Source organism: Kitasatospora sp. NPDC087271 (genome assembly GCF_044744605.1).
Classification (GTDB): Bacteria; Actinomycetota; Actinomycetes; order Streptomycetales; family Streptomycetaceae; genus Kitasatospora.
Genome location: NZ_JBIUYQ010000020.1, coordinates 53,410 through 72,229 on the forward strand (window position 1 = coordinate 53,410; position 18,820 = coordinate 72,229).

Sequence of the window (18,820 nt, forward strand, 5' to 3'; positions counted from 1 at the left end):
CCGCTTCGCCCGACCCCCGACGAACGCCAGGAGTACGCCCCCGTGTCGATCATGCTTCCCCCGGCCCTGGCCAAGCTGTTCGGGTTCGTGACCGGCATGAAGTGGCCCGAGGCCAACGAGGACCGGCTGCGCACGGCCGGTGACGACTACCTGGAGATCTACAAGAAGGTCCCCGAACTCCGCTCCTACCTGCTGGAGTTGGTGAACTACGTCAAGGATGAGTTCGAGGGCGAGGCGGCCGACCGGTTCGTCCAGCAGATGGGGCAGCTGATCGGCGCCGACGGCGGCACCGACTACGTGACGGCCTCCGGGGACTCGGCGAAGGAACTCGGCGACTACGCCCACAAGACCGCCAACCAGGTCGAGTACGCCAAGTGGATGATCATCGCCCAGCTGGTCCAGCTGGCCGCGCAGATCGCCTGGGCCATCGCCAACATCCCGCTCACCTTCGGGGCTTCGCTCGCCACCATCTTCGCCGCCGAGGTGGCGACCAGGGAACTGGTCAAGCAGGTCTTCATCTGGCTGTTCAAGCAGATCGCCCTGCACGAGTTCCTGAACATCACCACCTCCATGATCATGGACGGGATCATCCAGGGCATCCAGATCGGCCAGGGCCACAAGGACCACTGGGAGAAGGACTCCTTCCTCCAGGCGATCGAGTTCGGCGCGATCAACGGCCTGCTCACCGGCCCGCTGGAACTGCTCACCTTCGGCTTCGGCAAGCTCTTCGGGAAGGTGTTCGGCGGCGGCATCGGCAAGGAGTTGCAGAACAACCTCAAGAACCTGGCCGGCGCCGAGCTGAAGACCGCGGCCGACCTCGCCAAGGGCGCGGGCCGCTCGCTGGAGAATGCGGGGCTCAACACCCTCAAGAAGACCGGCGAGGGCGGGCTGGCGGGCCTCGGCAAGACCGGGGTGAAGGACGGCCTCAAGGGCGCGGCCAAGACCACGGCCAAGGACGCGGTCGAGGGGGCGACGAAGACCACGGCCAAGGGCGCGGCGGAGGGTGCGGCGAAGGCCGGGGCGAAGGCCGGGGCCAAGGATGCGGCGGAGGGTGCGGCGAAGGCCGGGGCGAAGGCCGGGGCCAAGGATGCGGCGGAGGGCGCGGCGAAGGCCGGGGCCAAGGACGCGGCGGAGGACGCGGTCAAGGCCGCCGAGAAGAAGCTGTCCAACGTCGAGAAGTTCACCCAGGAGATGGGCAAGTCCTTCGAGGAGCAGCTCGGGAGCCTGGGCATCTCCAAGGACCTGGCGAACGAGGCCGGGCGGAAGGTCGCCGAGACGATCGCCGGCAGCGGCGCCCGCTACGCCGTGGACCTCGGGACCGTCCGCAAGCTCCTGGACGCGGCGGTCAAGGACGCAGGCAAGGGCGGCGAGCACCAGGCCGTCAAGGACCTCGCGGACCGGACGCTCCACCTGATGGACGGTCTGCGGCCGCAGACCGCACTGCAGATGCTCTACAAGTTCGGCGAGGGCATCGGCGGCTACCTCAAGGGCGGCGTCCAGAACATCCTGACCGAGGGCACCTACAACTCGATCTTCGGCGACGGCTCGTTCTCGGTCACCGCCGAGACCTTCTTCGCGGGCGTCGCCATGGGTGCGATCGGCCACGCCGGGCACACCCTCACCGGCCCGGCGCGACTGCGGTTCCAGGACAAGATCCGCGCGTGGGACGCGGAGTCCTCGATGACCAGCGACGGCAAGTACTACGGCCTGGGTCACCCGCGCACCCTGCTGGCCATCGCGTCCACCCTGATGGGGCACCCGACCTCGCTGCTGATCCCCCGGCCGGAGGGGCCGAAGGCCCGCGAGGCCCGGCTGGCGGCGGAGGGGAACTTCGAGCACGCCACCCAGCCGAAGGACTTCCACACCAGCTCCGAGGGCTCCAGGTCGCAGTCGTCCACGACGGGGGAGCGGCAGACCAAGGACGCTCCGGTCAAGACGGAGGCCAAGGCCCCCGGGGAGACGTCGAACAAGCCCGAGCCGCCGGCCAAGGTGCCTACGTCCGGCGGCGGCTCGCACGAGCAGGGGCAGAAGTCGACGCAGCAACCTCCGGCGCACGAGACGGTGCCCGCGCCCGCCACGACGTCCGAATCCAACGTCCCTGCCCCCGCCCCCGCCCACGTCCCGGTGACCGGCGGGCACGAGCAGCCGAACCCCCGGGAGCAGCAGAACCCCCGGGGGAACGAGAACACCCGCGACAACGAGAACCCCCGGGGGAACGAGAACACCCGGGAGAACCCGAAGACCCCCGAGCAGCAGAACCCCCGGGGGAGTCAGAACTCCCACGAGAACCAGAAGACCCCCGAACAGCAGAACACCCACGAGCAGCAGAACACCCACGAGAACCAGAGCGCCCACGAGAACCAGAACACCCACGAGAACCAGAACACCCACGCCCACAACGAGGAACTGCAGTACCTGGAGGTCGACGAGTCCAGCGCCCCGAAGGACCACGGCCACCACCTGCCGTCCGCCGGCCCGGAGCGGCAGCCCGGCTGGGTGCTCGGTGACAGGCCGTCCCAGGAGACGTTGAAGGCCCTGGAGCGCCTGCCCCTCGACCCGTCCCGCTTCGCCCTGGTGATCCACACCAACGAGCACGGGATGCCGATGCACAACGGCCGCGAGCTGTCGGTGGAGAAGCTGGCCTCCATCGTGCGCGGGCTCGCCCAGACCGGGCACCTCGGCGGGGACCGGCGCACGATCGAGTTCGTCGCCTGCGACCTGAACGGGCCGCTCAACGCCCGTTACGTCCAGGAGGTGATGGAGCACATCTGGGCGGACCCGAAGCTCGCCGACGTCAAGGCGGTGGCGGCCGACGGCCCGGTCTGGGTGGTGCCGGGGTTCGACTCCCCGACCGCGATGAAGGAGGGCCCCGGTACGGGCCACGTCGTGGTCGCCGCGAAGGTCGGCTTCGGCGCGGACGGCCGGCCGGTCGTCGAGAGCGGCGGGAACTGGTACGAATACGTCAACCCCGCCTCCGAGGAGGGGAAGGCGCGCATCGAGGCCGGCGAGCCGCTGGTGCGCTCGTACCCCTCGCCGCTGCCGGAGCACTACACGTCGGGCTCCAAGCACACGGACATGGCGGAGGCCTCGGTCTTCGGCGACGCGGCGAAATCCGCGCAGGAGCACGAACGATCGGCGCCAGGCCAGGAACCGCCACCGGCCTACCACTACACCGACGCGCCCGAACACGTCCGCGCCGACGAGGACGGCCGGCGCGGGGAGCAGTGGCGCCAGGCCCAGCGGGACCTCCAGGACGCCTACGACGCCAAGCTCGCCGAGGCGGCCGACAAGCTCCGCCAGGACCCGGACGGCAGCGGCCACGTCCATGACGCGCAGGCCGAGGAACTGCTCCGCGAGGCCTTCACGGACGGGCCCGTTCGCTTCCCCGACGACGCGCCGCCGGGCCTGCCCACGGCGGTGTGGAAGCGCGCCAAGGACCTGATGTACCAGGAGCTGACGGCCCGGCCGCAGGACCGCGAGCAGATCCTCGCGGGCCTGGACGGCATCACCCACCTCGCCGCGGTCCGCGAGGCGGCCGTCCGGGTGGCGATGGAGCGCTTCGACCGGACGGTGACCGAGTGGAGCGCCCCGCCGAGCGCCCTCGGCGACGGCACCGCCACCGTTTCGCACGCCGACCTCCCGGCGGTGATCCGGGACCTGATCCGCAGCGAGGCGCGGGGCGGCTTCAGCGCCCGGGCCGAGGCCGAGGTGGCCCGGATCTACGCCCGCCCGGAGGACCTCACCGGGGTGGGCAACGCGCAGGCCCAGCACGCCCTGAACCGGCTCACCGAGCACCTGCGCGGTGAACTCGACTTCCGCGCCGACCACGAGACCGCGCTCGCCCAGGCGGAGCACCTGGTCGAGCGGGCCACCGCCGACTGGTACGACCGCCTCTCCCCGGCCGACCGGGAGCTGCTGGCCGCCGCCGGGGTGACGGAGCGCCCCGAGCTGTCACCCGACAGCGTGACCCTGATCAGGGAACAGCTGCGGGACCGCCTCGGCACCGACTTCGAGGAGGTCGCCGGCCCCGTCGACACGGCCGCCGGACCGCGCCGCGAGCGCACCCAGGCCGTGGACCTCTTCGGCCTGGCGCTGGCCGGCCGCGCCCAGGGCCTGCCGCACGAGTTCGCTGTCCAGGCGGTCCGCGAGGCGGTGATCCGGCGCGCCGCCACGGAGGCGGAGAAGGCGACCGAATCCTGGAACACGGACGCCGGCGCCGAACGCAAGGACCGGGCCGCCGCCTTCGGTGTCACCGAGCACGACGTCCAGCAGGCCCGTGGCACCGTCACCCGCGAACTGGCCAAGGCCGCCGACCGGCTGGTCGCCGACCACCTCAACCGAGGCACCAAGGACACCGAGGCGCTCGGCCGGGAACTCGACGAGCTCACCGGCACCGGTGCCGTGCACGACCGGCTCACCCACCAGGCCGCCCGCCTCGGGGCCCGCCGCGCCGCCGAGGAGGCCGCCGAGAAGGCCGCCCAGGAGCACGGCGGCCTCACCGGGCACGGCATCGGCCGCCTGAAGGAGGGCCACCGGGACCGGATCACCTCCGCCTTCGACCAGGTGTTCGGCAAGCCCGAGGACCTGAAGGTCCGCCAGGAGGAGTGGGACGCACGGCACCGGGAGCTCACCGAGGAGCTGGTCGAGCACGCCGCCTTCGAGGCCGAGGCCGCGCCCGCCCTGCGCGACGCCGCGGCGGGCTTCGAGGACCGGGCGGCGCCGCACGTCCTCACCGACGACGTGATCGCCTTCCTCAAGCGCGAGTACGGCGACGAGTTCTTCGCGCGGTACCGCGAACTGTGGAAGCTCGCCCACCTGGACGCGGCCGGCTGGCGCGCCCACCAACGCGGCCACGAGGACGCCTTCGCCCGCCGCCGGGAGGAGGAGGCCGCGGCCGCCGAGGAGCAGCTCGCGCTGATCCGGACCACCCCCCGGACCGAAACCCCGGAGGGGGCGGGCCACCACACGGATTTGCGCGAGACGGATTCGCACGAGACGGATTCGCACGAACGCCCTCGGCAGGACGACCTCCCCGAGTCCATCGAGACGGCGCTGACCGGCGCCACCACCCGGCCCGAGGAGCAGCCCGCACCGTCGCACACCGATGCCCCGTCCGACCTCACGCTGCGGCCCCGGCCCGACGGCGAGGCGGTCGTCCACACCTCCGACGAGACGGTGGTCGTGCATGAGTCCGTGGAGTCGCCGGTGTCGGCGCCGCGGATGGTGGTGGATCGGACGCCGCGTTTCGTGGTGCAGTCGTCGTTCGAGGCGCGTCGGTTCGATCATGAGGGTCCGGTGACGGATCTGACGGTGCGGATCGATTTCGTCGAGGGTGGTCGGGGTCACAACACGGCTCTGGTGTGGGACAAGGTCGTTCGGGGTGTGGAGGAGTATCTCAACGCGCCCGGTTACCGGTTGGCCAATGGTGACCGGATGCATGTCACGGTGTTGCCGGCCAGGCCGGGTGAGCGGGCGCATCTGACGGTGGACCTGGTTTCGCGGGGCCGGGAGATGGATCAGAGGTCCTGGTGGCTGGACGCCGATCCGATCGACTACGCGCACGAGTTGGGCCACCAGATCGGTCTGCGGGACGAGTACCGGGCTTCGGGTCTGCCGCACCGTCCGGCGGTCGAGGGCAGTCTGCTGGGTGACCACCGGGCCCCGGCGCCGGAGGGGTTGCGGCAGGGTGGTCTGCGTGAGCGGCACTTGCAGCTGATCTCGTCGGTGGTGGGGCACCTGGACCCGGCTGCTACGCATGGCCGGACCTGGGATGAGGCCTGGTCGTTGGCGGCGGTGCATGACCGTGAGCATGTCTGGGTGGACCCGGTGTCGGCTCCGCTCGGGATCGGTTCGCACGAGGGTGGCCCGCTCGACGTCGCGCCGAGGGCGAACATCCATGAGGACAACCTGCCGGCGGAGCACAAGCGGCTCATCAAGCAGCCGGGCTATTCGTCCGGTGACCAGTTCGGGATCTCGGTCGCGCTGCTGAACGACCCGAATCTGCATGTTCTGATCGCGCGGGGGCCGCGGACGGCGGAGGGTCATGCCGTCAATCCCAAGGACAAGTCCCAGGAGATCGAGGCCTTCTACCGTTCCATCGGGATCTCCGACGACCGTATCCACACCGTGGACGTACCGACCATGGAGACGGGCCGCCTCTACGAGGTGATGGACGCGGAGGCCCGCCGCATCGTGGCCGAGGACTGGGAGGTGCTTTCCGAGCAGGACCAGGAGGCGGCGGTCAAGAGCGTCACGTTCGGTACTGACAAGGTCGCCAAGGTGTTCTCGGACGAACTGCGCCAGACCGTCCGCGACGCCTGGAAGATGACTCCTGCGCACGATCAGCGGATCGCCGACTGGCTGACGGGCCGTGGGATCACGCTGCCTGCCCGGGGTTCGAAGGTCTTGGTGCTCTGGTCCCGTTTCACCGGCAAGGCCACGCAGTGGGCCGACCTGGGTGGCCGGATGGAGCACGACACGAGCTTCCAGGGCGTGCGGCAGATCCTGCGGGAGGTCGCCCGTGAGCAGGGCATGGTGCTCATCACCGGTGACCCCCATCCTTCTCGGCAGAACAAGTGGAACGAGTTGGTCGCGGAGATGCGCGCGGAGCTCGGGATCGACACCATCCACCACGTCACCGGCTTCTGGAAGGACGGTGGATCGGACCCCTCGGTCTGGACGGAGAACCTCAGGACCGGGCAGTTGAGGCTGTACGACTTCCTGGACCGCCACTACGACATGAACCACCTGGGGACCCGTTCCGGAAACCTGGAAGCCGCCGCGCTGCTCGGCCACAAGGTCACGTACCTGGAGGAGAAGGGCTCCAGCGGACGGGAGCGGATGGAGAAGTGGCACGAGCAGGACGCAGGCAAGACCAAGGCCGGAGGCATGGCGCCGGGCTACGAGCGTGTGGTGATCCCCACCCCGCCCACCGCGTCCGGCCGGTACACCATCCCGTACGACGAGAAGCACGGCGCCTCCAAGCAGTCGGGGGCGGGCGGTAAGGGCAAGGAGAAGAAGCAGTCGGGTGGGGGCGGCAAGGGCAACCAGCCGCAGGCCAAGCCCAACCACGGTTTCCACCTGAGGGGCGACATCCTCCGGTGGCGCAAGCCCGTCGACGTCTACGGCCAGGAACGCGGCTTCGGGTACGACGCTGTGGCCAAGATCCGGGAGCAGCTGGGGCTTTCGGGTGACCGGCCGCTCGACGCCGGGCAGTTCGCCGCCAACCGCGTCCAGCACCTGCGGAACCGGTACGGCAAGCTGCGCCAGGAGGTCGTGACGGCCTCGGGCGGCGGACGGGCGGTGGAGGATTACCTGGGCAAGTTCGACGAGGTCTTCGCCGACGGGCCGCGGTACGCCGACAACCCCCCGTGGCAGGTGTACCGGAGGATGGCCGAGGAGGGGCTGCCCCTGTTGCCCGAACTGCAGTCGTACCACCGTAGCCTCCACGACGGCGCGTACCTGTACGAGATGGGCTACCAGATCCACGAGGTGCCCCGCGACGGGGACTGTCTCTACCACTCCGTCAACCACGTTATGGACACGGCCGTCAGCCCTCAGAACGCGGCGATGCTGCGCAACCGCGTCTCCAGGTGGATCGGCCACAACATGGAGCTGGTTACCGCGTTCGCGCAGACGCACGGGGCGAAGCCCGATGATCTCGGCTGGATGGTCAAGACGAGGGGGTGGTGGGCCGGGTCGAACGGTGATCTGATCCCGTCGATCGTCGCCTCGGCCCTGGGGGTGCGGCTGCACATCTTCGACGGGGTCAACTGGCATTCCTTGGCGCCGGTACCCGGTGCCCCCGAGGGCACCAGGGATGTGTCCCTGTTCCTCTCCGATAGTCACTACTCCCCGCTGGCTCCGGTCGAGGCCCCGGAAGGGGCGCAGGCTGCCGGCAGTACCCAGGAAGGCGATGGGGGGCAGAAGCGGCAGCTTGAGCACAACAGTGACTCGGAGCCGGAGGATCAGTCGGGGAAGAAGCTTCGGCAGGCGCCGTCGGGGGTGTCGGAGGAGTCGGTGGTGGTGAATCCGCTGGCGGTGGAGCATGGTGGCGGGATGCCGGTGCCGGGGCCGTTGCATGAGCGGGTGCAGGCGTTGGAGCACCTCGGTCCGGAGGCCCGGCGGGAGCTCGCGGCGGACACGGTGTTCGTGGAGAGTCTGCGGTCGGAGTTGTCGGCGGAGGACTTTGCGCAGGCGGCGGCGCGGTTGGTGATCGACGTGGACTCCCGTGTGCATCAGCCGGTTGCTTCGCGGCGTGAGGCCGAGTTGCAGGTCGCGCGGATGTTGCAGGACAAGGAGGTTGCGGCCAGGCTGGTGGCGGCGGGTGTGCGGGTGGTGGTGGTGCCGCGTGACGTGCCGTTGACCGGGGTGGCGGGTTTCGAGCGGCTTCGCGGTGTCCTGGCCGATGGTGAGGCGGGCAACGGGCGCAGCGTCGACCAGTTGCGGGGGGCGAACGACGAGCTTCTGGTGGCGATCACTGAGGAGAACCTGCTCGGTGAGCGGACGACGGTCGGTCCGCATGCCACGCAGCCTGAGGGGTATTCCTCGGTGACTCATGAACTCGCGCACGCGGTAATGGAGTTCGGGCTGAGTCGTGAGCAGAGGGCGCTGGTCGAGGAGGCGTACCGGGGTAAGCGTCTCGCGGACGGTCTGGCTGATCTGTTCGGTGAGGAGTCCGTGACGGTCTGGCCCGATGGATCGCGGCGCAATGCTGCGGGTGAGTTGGTCGGCAACTATTCGTCGGCGGATGTGCATGAGTTCTTCGCTCAGTTGAGCAATACGTATCTCGGGACGAACCACGGGAACGATCCACAGACCGGGAAGCCCCGCAACAACGGTTCCGACTGGGTCCGTGAGAACGAGCCGGAGCTGCTGCCGTTGTTGGAGCAGCTCTACGGGCCCGATCCGCAGTCCGTCCAGGCGCGGCCCTCGAACCAGGTCAGCCGGGCCCGGGCCGAGGAGGAGATGTACCAGGTCTTCCAGGAGTTCATGGAGGCGAGGGCCGAGGAACACCGTGAAGAGGAGTTGTTCCAGGGCTTCCGAGAGTTCATGGACGGGAGGTCCGAGGAGCAGCGCGTAGAGGAGATGTTCCAGGGCTTCCGGGAATTCATGGACGGAAGGGGCGAGGAACAGCACATCGTCGTGCCCGAGGAGACGGCGGTCGTGTCGCAGGACACCTCCCACGTCGTCTCCGAGACCGAGTCGGTAGAGCAGGCCGTCGACCACACCGTCTCCCACGACGAGTCCACCACGCAGGAATCGGTGGTCGCCGAAGAGAGCGACCTGCCGCTGACCACGGACGATGAGGGGGCTGCGCTCCAGCAGACCTCCTCGCACACCGAGGAGACCACCGAGGGGATCACCGACGAGTCGCTGGCGGTGGCGAACTCCCATGAGGTAACGCAGAGTTCGCAGCAGCAGGAGCAACAGCAACAGCAACAGCAACAGCAACTGGAGCAACAACAGCAGCAAGAGGTGCAGCCTCCGCCGCCGCCCGCCCCGCTACCGCCGGCCCGCGTCGGCGAGCGCGGGTTGGCCGCGTACGACGTCCTGGTCGCTCTGAACCACGACGACGTGCGGATTCTGAACCAGCTCACCGACCGGTTCGCCGAGGCGCTGCACGGGGACCGGGATGCCGCGCGGACGCTGGCGAACAGCCTGTTCGGCGGCGAGGTGCTGCGGCCGACGGTGTCCGCGCTGTCCCGGGGCGATGTCCGGGAGGTGGACTTCCAGGCGGGCCAGTGGTCCGGCACGGTCCGAATCACGGGTGGCGCGGGGGAGGGCACGTACGTCGAGACGGTGTCCGGCTTCGAGTTCGAGTACGGCTCGGAGCAGCAGAGCATGATCGGCGTCACCTCCGACGGGTTGACGCAGGCCAACCTCGGTGTGCAGTTCAAGGCGAAGTTCGGCAGCTCGGGGGATCTCACCGAGACGCTCGGCTATCAGCACGGCTGGCTGCACGGCAGTGCCACCGCCGAGGCCAGCAGGACACTGGCCCGGGGTAAGACCGTCGAGCCGGCGGCGCTGTTCGACACTCCGTTCAACGTGCGGGTGGAGTTCCTGGACGCCCGCCTCCAGGGCGCACCGGGGCCGTGGAAGGTGCCGCAGCCGATCGACCTCGGTTTCACCGGGCGGGTCGCCGTGCCGGTGCGGGAGACCGCGAACGCGCCGCAGGTGCCCCAGGCCCACTACACGGTGCCGCGGGAGACCGCCGAGAACCTGCGGCTGGCCGGCTCGCACATCGTGACCGACGTCTGGCCGGTCGACCGCCCGCCGGCGCCCGTGCCGGACGCCGAGGGCAACATCGAGCTCGCCGCGGTGAACCAGCCCGTCACGCCCGTAGCCAACGGAGCGGCGGCCCTGGCCAGGTTCGTGGCGGGTTTCGAGGGCCAGGCCGAGCGGTACTTCGAGGGCCGCTGGCCCGCCCTCAAGCGCAGGCTGCTGGAGGAACTCGACCTCGGCACCCTGCACCAGGAGCTGAAGGGAGTGATGTCCGGTCAGAAGCTGACCATCGTGGACGACAGCCTGACCGGGCCCGCCGCGGTGCTCACCATCGGCGGCGGGACCGTCTCCCGGATGCAGCAGGTCCACGTTCTGCCGACCACCGAGCTCAACATCGCGACCGCGACGACCCGCTCGCACGTCGAGCAGAAGACCGGCAGCAAGGACTGGCAGACGCTGCCGTCCTCGGTCGGCAACTGGGCCGCCAAGAACGGCGGTGCCGGGGGCGGGGTGGGCGGCCGGGCCGGCCGGGACGACGTCGAACTCCACGGCTCGGGCGACGATCTGGGGCTCGGCACCAAGGTCAAGAACCCGGCGGTGCTCTTCGAGGGGACGGCCGACCTGGTCGTCACCTTCGGCTGGCGCAGCAGGCTGTCCCAGCCCGCAGACCAGGACGCCCACGTCGCTCTGGGTTTCCGGACGGTGATCGACCAGGCCGAGGCGATCCTCGTCACCCCGGTCGAGGAGGTCGTGCCCGGCACGCAGCCGCCCGTGTTCACCGCCGCCCAGCAGCTCACACCCCCCGAGCACGCCCACGCGGTGGGAGACGAAGTGCTGGCCCCCCGGGACGAGTTCTGGCAGGGGCTGCCCGACACCACCACCGTCCGGGACCTGCGCAGCGTCGCCCCGCTGCACGCCGCACTCGACCGGATCGGCCGGGAGGTGTTCGGCGGCGAGCAGGGCTGGTCGGCGGTGCGCGAGGACGTCCTGCAGGCCTACTCGCACGCCGCCGTCAGCGCCCACCTGGTCGGGATGTCGCGCGGATCCGAACTGCGCGGTCCCGAGGTCACCCTCGGCCCGTTGGAGAAGATGCACGTCTCCGTCACGGCCCGGGTCACCCGGATCGACCACGTGCGGCCCCAGAGCAACGCCGAGCTCAACCCGATCCGCGAGAGCAGCACCTTCGACTCGTCGCGTCACCTGCGCTCCGACACGAAGACCGTGCAGGGCCAGGGCGGCGGCAAGGGCCCGGTGCACACCCGGGAGGTGCTGGACTCCGCGGGCAAGCCCTTCAAGGACAGCATGCAGGGCAACGTCACGGCCTCCGTGGAGTCGCGGGTCCGCGACGGGTGGCGCGGCGGGGAGTCCAGCAAGAGCTACGCGAACGGCAAGTACGGCAGTGCGCAGGAGCTGTTCCGGACGGAGATCACCCTGGACGTGACGGTCAACGGGGAGCACCGCGGGTCGGTCCCGCTCTCCGCCGAACTGAGCCTGGAGCAGGTGCACACGGCGCTGCGCCAGGTCGGCGAGCACGACCGGAACGGCTTCACGGCTCCCTCGGCCCCGCACCAGGAGGTCGCGGAGCAGGTGGCCACGCAGCGGACGGTCACCCGGCTCGGCCAGTCCGACGTGGTGCTGAGCCTCGGCAGGGGCGACACCGCCGTGCTGAGGCAGATCAGGGAGACGCTCGAACGGCAGTCCGGCCACCCGGTGCCCGAGCGCGTCCTGGCGCGGCTCGCCAGGGCGGTCGACCCGTACGGCCTCAAGGCCGCGCTGTCCCGGCTGAGCCGGGGCGAGCGGATCCGGATCCCGGTCGACCTCGACGGGTGGAAGGGAACGGTCGTGGTCGCGGCCGAGCTGATCAACCCCCGGCCGAGGGAGACGCTGGTCACCGGCTTCGAGTTCGAGGTCGGCAGCCAGCAGCGCACCACCACCGGCACCACCTCCGACCTGCGCACCCGGTTCCGGTTCCGGCTCAAGCTCGGGGGTTCCGTCCCGCACGTCGACCTCGCCGGGGAGGCCTCGCACACCCGGGACTTCGTCAAGGGGCTCTCGATCGACCGCACCGGCGGCACCAACAGTCGGGCCAAGGCCACGGAGTCGGCCCGACTGTCCGACTCCACCGCCGAGTTCACCGTCTCCTTCGAGCCGTCGAAGCGGTCGGCGAGGCTTGACGACCTGACCGTTCCGGTGCCGGCCGTGGTGGCCGCGCCGCACCGCACCGTCGATCCGGCCGCGCCCGTGCGGCAGCTCCCGAGCCACCGGCTCGGCTCCTCCGACGTCGTCACCGCCGTCTACCGGAGGCTGGGCCCGGACGGGACGGCCCGGGAGGGGACGGTCCACGAGGTCGTCCAGGACCTGGGCCGCAGGGCTGCGGGCTTCCTGGGCAAGGACTGGCCCGGCATGCAGCGGAAGCTGCTCGCCGAGCTGGACTTCGACCGGCTGCACACCGACCTCAAGTCGGTGATGGCCGGTCACCCCATCGTGGTGAAGCACGGCCGCAGCCGGGCGTGGATCACCGCCGAGGTACGGGAACTGACCCCGACCGGTTCGGCACCGGTGGTCGAGTTCAACATCGGCCACGGCGCCCAGACCTCGCTCACCAGCTCCGACGGCGGGACCAACACCGGCGGCGGCCAGGGCACCGCGATCACCGGTAGCCTGCTCGCCACCACCGACGTCCTGCCCACGGGGGCGGCGTTCGTCGGCGGCGGCAGCGTCACCGGGGCGTGGGGCGTCGACCGGCTTGAGCACGGCAGCGCCAGCACCGCCAGCGGGACGGCCGTCAAGAGCAAGGTGACGGACGGCCGGTCCTACCGCGCGGACGTGGTGCTGAAGGTCGAGTTCGAGCGCAAGCCGGCGGTGAGCCTGGCCTCCCCGCACAAGATCCGCCCCAGCCGCGAGGCACGGGAGCAGATGTTCCGGCGGCAGGACAGGGAGCGGCAGGAGGCCGGCGGCAGCGCCGCTCCGTCCAAGTTCCAGGCCCTCAACCGGGAGCTGGTCAGGACCGGGGACCGCCTCGCCCGCGTCGGCCTGTACCGGCGGACGGTCGTGGAGACGCGGATCCACGCCGACGTGCTGCTGGAGTCCGGCCGGGGCGAGCCCGTCCGGCCGCCGCGCCCGGACGATCCGAACCGGCAGTTGCCCCCGATCCCCCCGGCCGTGCCGTCCGCGACGCAGGTCGTCCGGCGGCCGCCGGCATCGGTGTTCACCAACGGGTTGCACGACACCGGCATCGTGCGCTGGCTCGACGACACCTCCGGCGTGCGGGACCTGCTGACCGTGTTCGGTGAGCGCTTCTTCCGCGAGGGGACGTGGTCCTGGCTGGAGTCCGTCGCCCGGAACACCCACAGCCACGCGCAGTTGTCCGCCCTGTTCGGGTCGGTCGTCCGGGGCCGGGAGATCCTGGCGCCGTCGGAGGAGCACCCGAACGCCCCGCGCCGCGACGCGGTGGTGCAGGACGGCCGGACCATCGAGACCCCGTCGGCCGGCAAGCGCCTGTTCGTCGACGACGCCGGCATCAGCGCCACCATCTCGATCGTCCAGCTGGAGTACCACAGCGACAACCAGGCGGCCGCCTTCAGCCCGGCCAACGACGTCACCAGCGGCGGGCGGCACACCCGCCTCGACTGGCGGCGGTGGAACGCCCAGGGCCAGCTCGGCGCCAAGTTCGGCACCAAGGGCGCCGCCGAGTTCACCGTCGGCGTCGTCGGCGGGGGCGGCCACCGGTGGCGTGAGGGGCCCTCCGCGGGCTCCTCCGGGAAGACCGTGGCCAACGCCAAGATCCCCACCCCGGCCGCCCGCTACGTCGGCCAGGCCGAGGTCCAGCTGACCTTCCGGGACGGCGACCGGACCGAGACCGTGAAGGGCCTCGTCCCGATCGAGATGGAGATCCCGATCAGCGAGACCACCGTCGTCCAGTCGGTGAGCAACCACCGGGTGCTGTACTCGGTCCTGCACCCCGAGGGGCAGACGATCAGCCGCGGCTCCACCTCCGACGCCGTCGCCGAGACGCTCGCCACGCCCCTGCCCGGCCCCGCCAACGGGGTGCACTACCTCGCCGACCTGAACGAGCGGGGCACCCCCGCCGCGCAGGCCGTCCTGGAGGCGTTGAGCCACCTCCCGGCGGATTCCCGGTACTTCACCCTCGCTTACCACACCCTCCAGCACGACGGAGCGCCGACCTGGCTCGGCAGGGAGCTGAGCCCGGAGGAGATGGCGGGCGTGCTGCTGCGGCTGGCCGAAGGCGGCCAGTGGCAGGGCGAGCCGCTGCGCTTCCTCTCCTGCAACTCCGGTTACCGCCCGCCCGGCCCCGAGGGAAGCGCCGAGCGCCAGGCCTCCTACGCCGACAGGACCCTGCTCGCCCTCCACGAGGCGCTCGCGGCCCGCCGGGCCTTCGCCGAGGCCAACAACCTGCCCCTCAGCCCGGCGCTGGAGCGCCTCGGCCGCCCCGAGGCCTTCGCCGCCGGGGGCCTGGTCCACCTCACCGGCGGGGACCAGCCCCGCATGGTCGTCGCCGCGCGCGTCGGCTACACGGGGAACGGCCTCCCGAGAGTCGAGGGGGCCGGCGACTGGTACCACCTGGCGGTCACCGAGCACGGCACCGTCCAGTCCACCGCACACGGCCAGGAACTCCTGCGCCCGGACGAGGAGCCCGTCCCCCAGGCCACCGAGCACGACCCCATCGACCCGGACCAGCCGGTGCCGGTCGTCCTGGGCGACGTGGGTCAGGTCGGCGTCGGACATCTGGGCGATGAGGATCAGGTCGTCGCCGGGCATGCGGGCGATGAGGACCAGGCCGTCGCCGGGCATGCGGGCGATGAGGACCAGACCGCCGCCGGATCTTCGAGCAGCGACGGCGATTCCGTCTACTCGGTCCTGATGACCTTCCACGTGACGGTGCCCCTGCCGGTGGCGGAGACCCCGGCCGCGCCGAGGCCCCCGGCCGAGTGGTCGGTTCAGCGCACCCGCGCCTTGGAGCTGCTCCAACCGCCGAAGCGGAACCGGATCGAGGGGGAGGTGTACGGCCCGACGGACGGCGGCGGCGCACCCGGGTCGAGGAGGCTGGAACGGCTGGCGTACGACTACGGCACCGGAGAAGCGGCCCGCACCGCGCTGGAGCTGCGGCTGCGTGATTCCGCCACCGTGGCCACGGTGGCCGTCACCCGACCGGGCGGCTTCGCCGAGGTGTGGACCGTCCGCGGGAACACCGAGGAGGAGGGAGGCGGCCTGCGCTGGGAGCTCAAGGAAGCACAGGAGAGCGTGGAACAGTCCGCCAGCGCGGTCGTTCCCCCGTCGATCACGCCCGACACCCACCTGTGGGTGACGGCGTCCGGTGACCACGTATCGGCGGACGGTCTGAAGCTGCTTCCGAAGACGACTTACACCATCAGGGCGGAGAACTCCGGCGACATGTACCACATGCGCGCCGCCCTGGTCGCCTATCCGGACCGCGGCCTGGTGATCTGGAACGTCACCGAAGCCACCAAGGGCCAGGTCGAACAGATCATCAATCTGCATGACGACCTGATCCGGTCGGGGCGCACGGTGGTGTACACGACCGAGACGCAACTGCCGAGCAAGTTCGGTCGCAACGAGACCGACGCGTCGGAGGATCTCGCCGCCTACCTCAAGCGGCCGCTCGTCGCCGACCATCTGAAACTGGTCAACAGTGCCGTGCCGTCCGCGACGAGGAACGCGGAGACCAAGGAGCAGGTGCAGGCGCTGACACGGGCCGTGGGCATGGTCGAGAAGCGCACCGCGAACTATCAGGATCCGACGGGCGAGGTGACGTTCCAGGACGCCCGGGTGACGGAGTTCGCCCGTGGCTACGGGCACTACACCCCGGAAGAGGGCGAGGCCTTCCGGCGGGACCTGGCGAATCCGGACTTCGGGGGCTTCGAGGAGGGGAAGAAGTACGTGCTCGTGGTGTACCGGGGCAGCGGTCACAGCGGCCGGGCCGGCGCCAACGCACCGGCCCTCGACACCGGTACGGAGGGCGTGGTGCAGATCATCGAGCAGGCCAAGGCGGCGCTCGGGGACGGTCACACGATCGTTCCGATGGGCGAGGAGCCCGCCGTCTGGGAGGGGCCGGCCCTGCGGGAGTACTGGAACTGGCCGTCGGTCGGGAACCGCCGTAAGGAGCTCGCGCTCCTCAAGTACCTCTCCGACACGTACGAGGTGGTCGGAGCGGTCGGCATGCGCAGCGGCGTGATGGACGAGCTCTCCTTCGCCGGAATCAAGATCGTCTCGATCGACATCAGCCCGCACCGCAACGAGGGCGACGGGCTGCCGAACCTCAAGCAGTCCAAGGGATGGACGCGCGGACTGAAGTTCGAGGAAGCCATGGGGCGGAACTACGGCCGGGCATTCATCACCGAGGCGAGGGCGAATGACCGGATGCTCGAAGGCGCGTTCCCCGGAAAGTTCCTGGGGGGCGATCCGAAGGTGATTCGAAGTGCGATCGAATTCTATCTGGGCCGTCACGAGAGGCCCATGGAAGTCGGGCACGAGTCCCACCCGCACCTGGCGGATCCCGTGCGCGTGGGCCTGGAGCAGATGAAGGCCGTCAAGGAGATGACCGGCTTCGAACTGGCGAAGCAGACCCTGCCCTACCTGCGTGAATTCAACGAATTCAAGGAGCGCCTCGCTCCTGACGCGTGGGAGCAGGTGGAGGGGCAGCTGGCTCTGGCGGAGGACATGGCGCACGAGATCGAGTCGGCGGCCGCCAAGGTCTGCGCGACTGCCGTGCCGGAGTTCGGCGCCAACGGACTCAAGGCGCTCGGAGTCACCTGGATAGCCGACAACCACTGGAAGGTCCTGGCGGAGGACTACACCGGAACCATCGACAAGAAGGTCAGCAACGCCGCTTTCAAGGCGATCAGGGAGGGGCTGGAGGAGGCTCTCGCCGAGTACTTGACGAGGCAGGCCAACCCCGGGGTGGACGAGAAGACCATCAAACAAATGCGGAAGGGTTTCTGGACCCCGGAAGTCAAGGAAATGGTCGGGAAATTGACCGAGGACCAGCTGAAGAGGATCTACCAGATCTGCCGTGAGCAGTACAAGGCCCCGTCGGACGAAGACGGCGAGGCCCCGGCCGGATGATCCGGCCGGGGCCCGCCCCGGGGGCCTTGGCGGCTCAGCCGCCGAGGCCCCGCAGGGTGTGGTAGACGCCGCAGGCCTGGAGGGCGAGCGGGAGCAGGGAGAGGGCGCTGAGGGTGTGCAGGATGTCGGCGATCCGGCCCCAGTAGGGGAGCAGACGCCGGCCGGGGACCGTCCAGGCGACGACCAGCAGGGCGACGGCCACCGCCAGCAGGCCGCCCAGCAGGCCGAGCCGCTCGGTGGGCGAGGCCGATTCCGCGGCCCGGGAGACCAGCACCAGGCCGCCGTAGACCCCGGGCAGCAGGATGCTCAGCCGCTGGCGGATGCTGCCGACGGCCCGGCCGTGCAGCAGGAGCAGCAGGCTGAGTGCCGCGGCCTCGGCCGGGCCCGCCCAGCCGTCGGTGAAGGCGAGGACGGTCAGGCAGGCCGCGCAGACGGCGCCGATCGCCGTGTAGAGGGCCATCAGGTAGTCATCGGCGATCAGGGCGCGCGGCAGCACGGCGGCGGCCGGGACGGGCTCGATGTTCTCCTGCAGTTCCTCGGCGTTGCGCGGGAGCATCGGCAGTCGCAGCCCGGAGAGCCGGAAGGCGAACGACGGCACGAAGGCGCCGATCAGGACGGCCACCACCGCGACCACGGCGACCAGCTTGCCGAGCGTCAGCCCCGCCAGCACCAGCACCCCCGCCAGCACCCCGAGCACCGCGACCAGCACCACCCCGAGGAAGAGCGGGGCAGCCCCGCCCACCGCCGCCAGGGCCAGCACCGCCGCGCCGGCCCCGGCGGAGGCGGCCGCCAGCACCCGGGCGCCGAGCAGGTCGTCCCCGCCCGGGCCGCTGGGCAGCAGCAGGGCGGCGAGGCCCAGGTACGGGACGGCGGCGGCGCCGAGCGCGGCGCCCGCGCCGGCGTCGGCCATGGCGCGGGAGGCGCTGGCGGCGCCGAGCAGCAGCAGGGCCGCGACGGCCGCCGCGGCGGCCTGGCGCGGGCCGGCGGGGCCGGGCAGGGCGAGCAGCACCCAGGCGGCGGCGAGGGCCGTGAGGGTGACGGCGAGAGCGAGGCGGCGGGTGAGGGCGGGGCGCCAGGTGTCGCCGCGCTCGTTCATGCCGGAGGCCACGCCGTCGACCAGGTCGTCGAAGTGGACCGGCGGCAGGGCCTGGTGGCGCGGGCGCAGGTGGACCGCGTCGCCGTCGTGCAGCTTCAGCGCCTCGGTGCTCTGCTCCTCGTCGAGCGGGTCCTCGCCGAGCCGTTGCAGCACCCAGCCGCCGTGCTCCAGCCCGGTCTCGGCGAGGTCCGGGCCCGCGTGGCCGAGGATGGCGGGAAGCAGGTCGCCGAGCGGTACGTCGGCCGGGACGGCCAGCTCGAAGACCACCTCCGGCGCGTGGAACCTCAATCGGCACAGTCCTGCGACGACACTGCTGCTCACGCCAGTCCTCCGGCTCGGTGGTGTTCTCCGCTCGGTTGAACGGGCGGCTCGGCGCGCCGCGTTCAACCGCGGTTG

General features: G+C 70.9%; 2 protein-coding genes. One reads left to right on the top strand and one right to left on the bottom strand.

All coding sequences use genetic code 11. The features are described from left to right. The first annotated feature begins 42 nt into the window (after window positions 1–42). Window positions 43–17,328, top strand: coding sequence for a hypothetical protein (locus tag ACIO9K_RS28270; protein WP_400334213.1), 17,286 nt, complete (start codon window positions 43–45; stop codon window positions 17,326–17,328). Window positions 17,329–17,362: 34 nt separating this feature from the next. On the opposite strand, the gene eccD is transcribed toward ACIO9K_RS28270, so the two are convergent. Next, window positions 17,363–18,745 (bottom strand): type VII secretion integral membrane protein EccD, encoded by a 1,383-nt coding sequence (eccD, locus tag ACIO9K_RS28275; RefSeq protein WP_363617437.1) that lies wholly within the window; start codon window positions 18,743–18,745, stop codon window positions 17,363–17,365. Window positions 18,746–18,820: the final 75 nt, after the last annotated feature.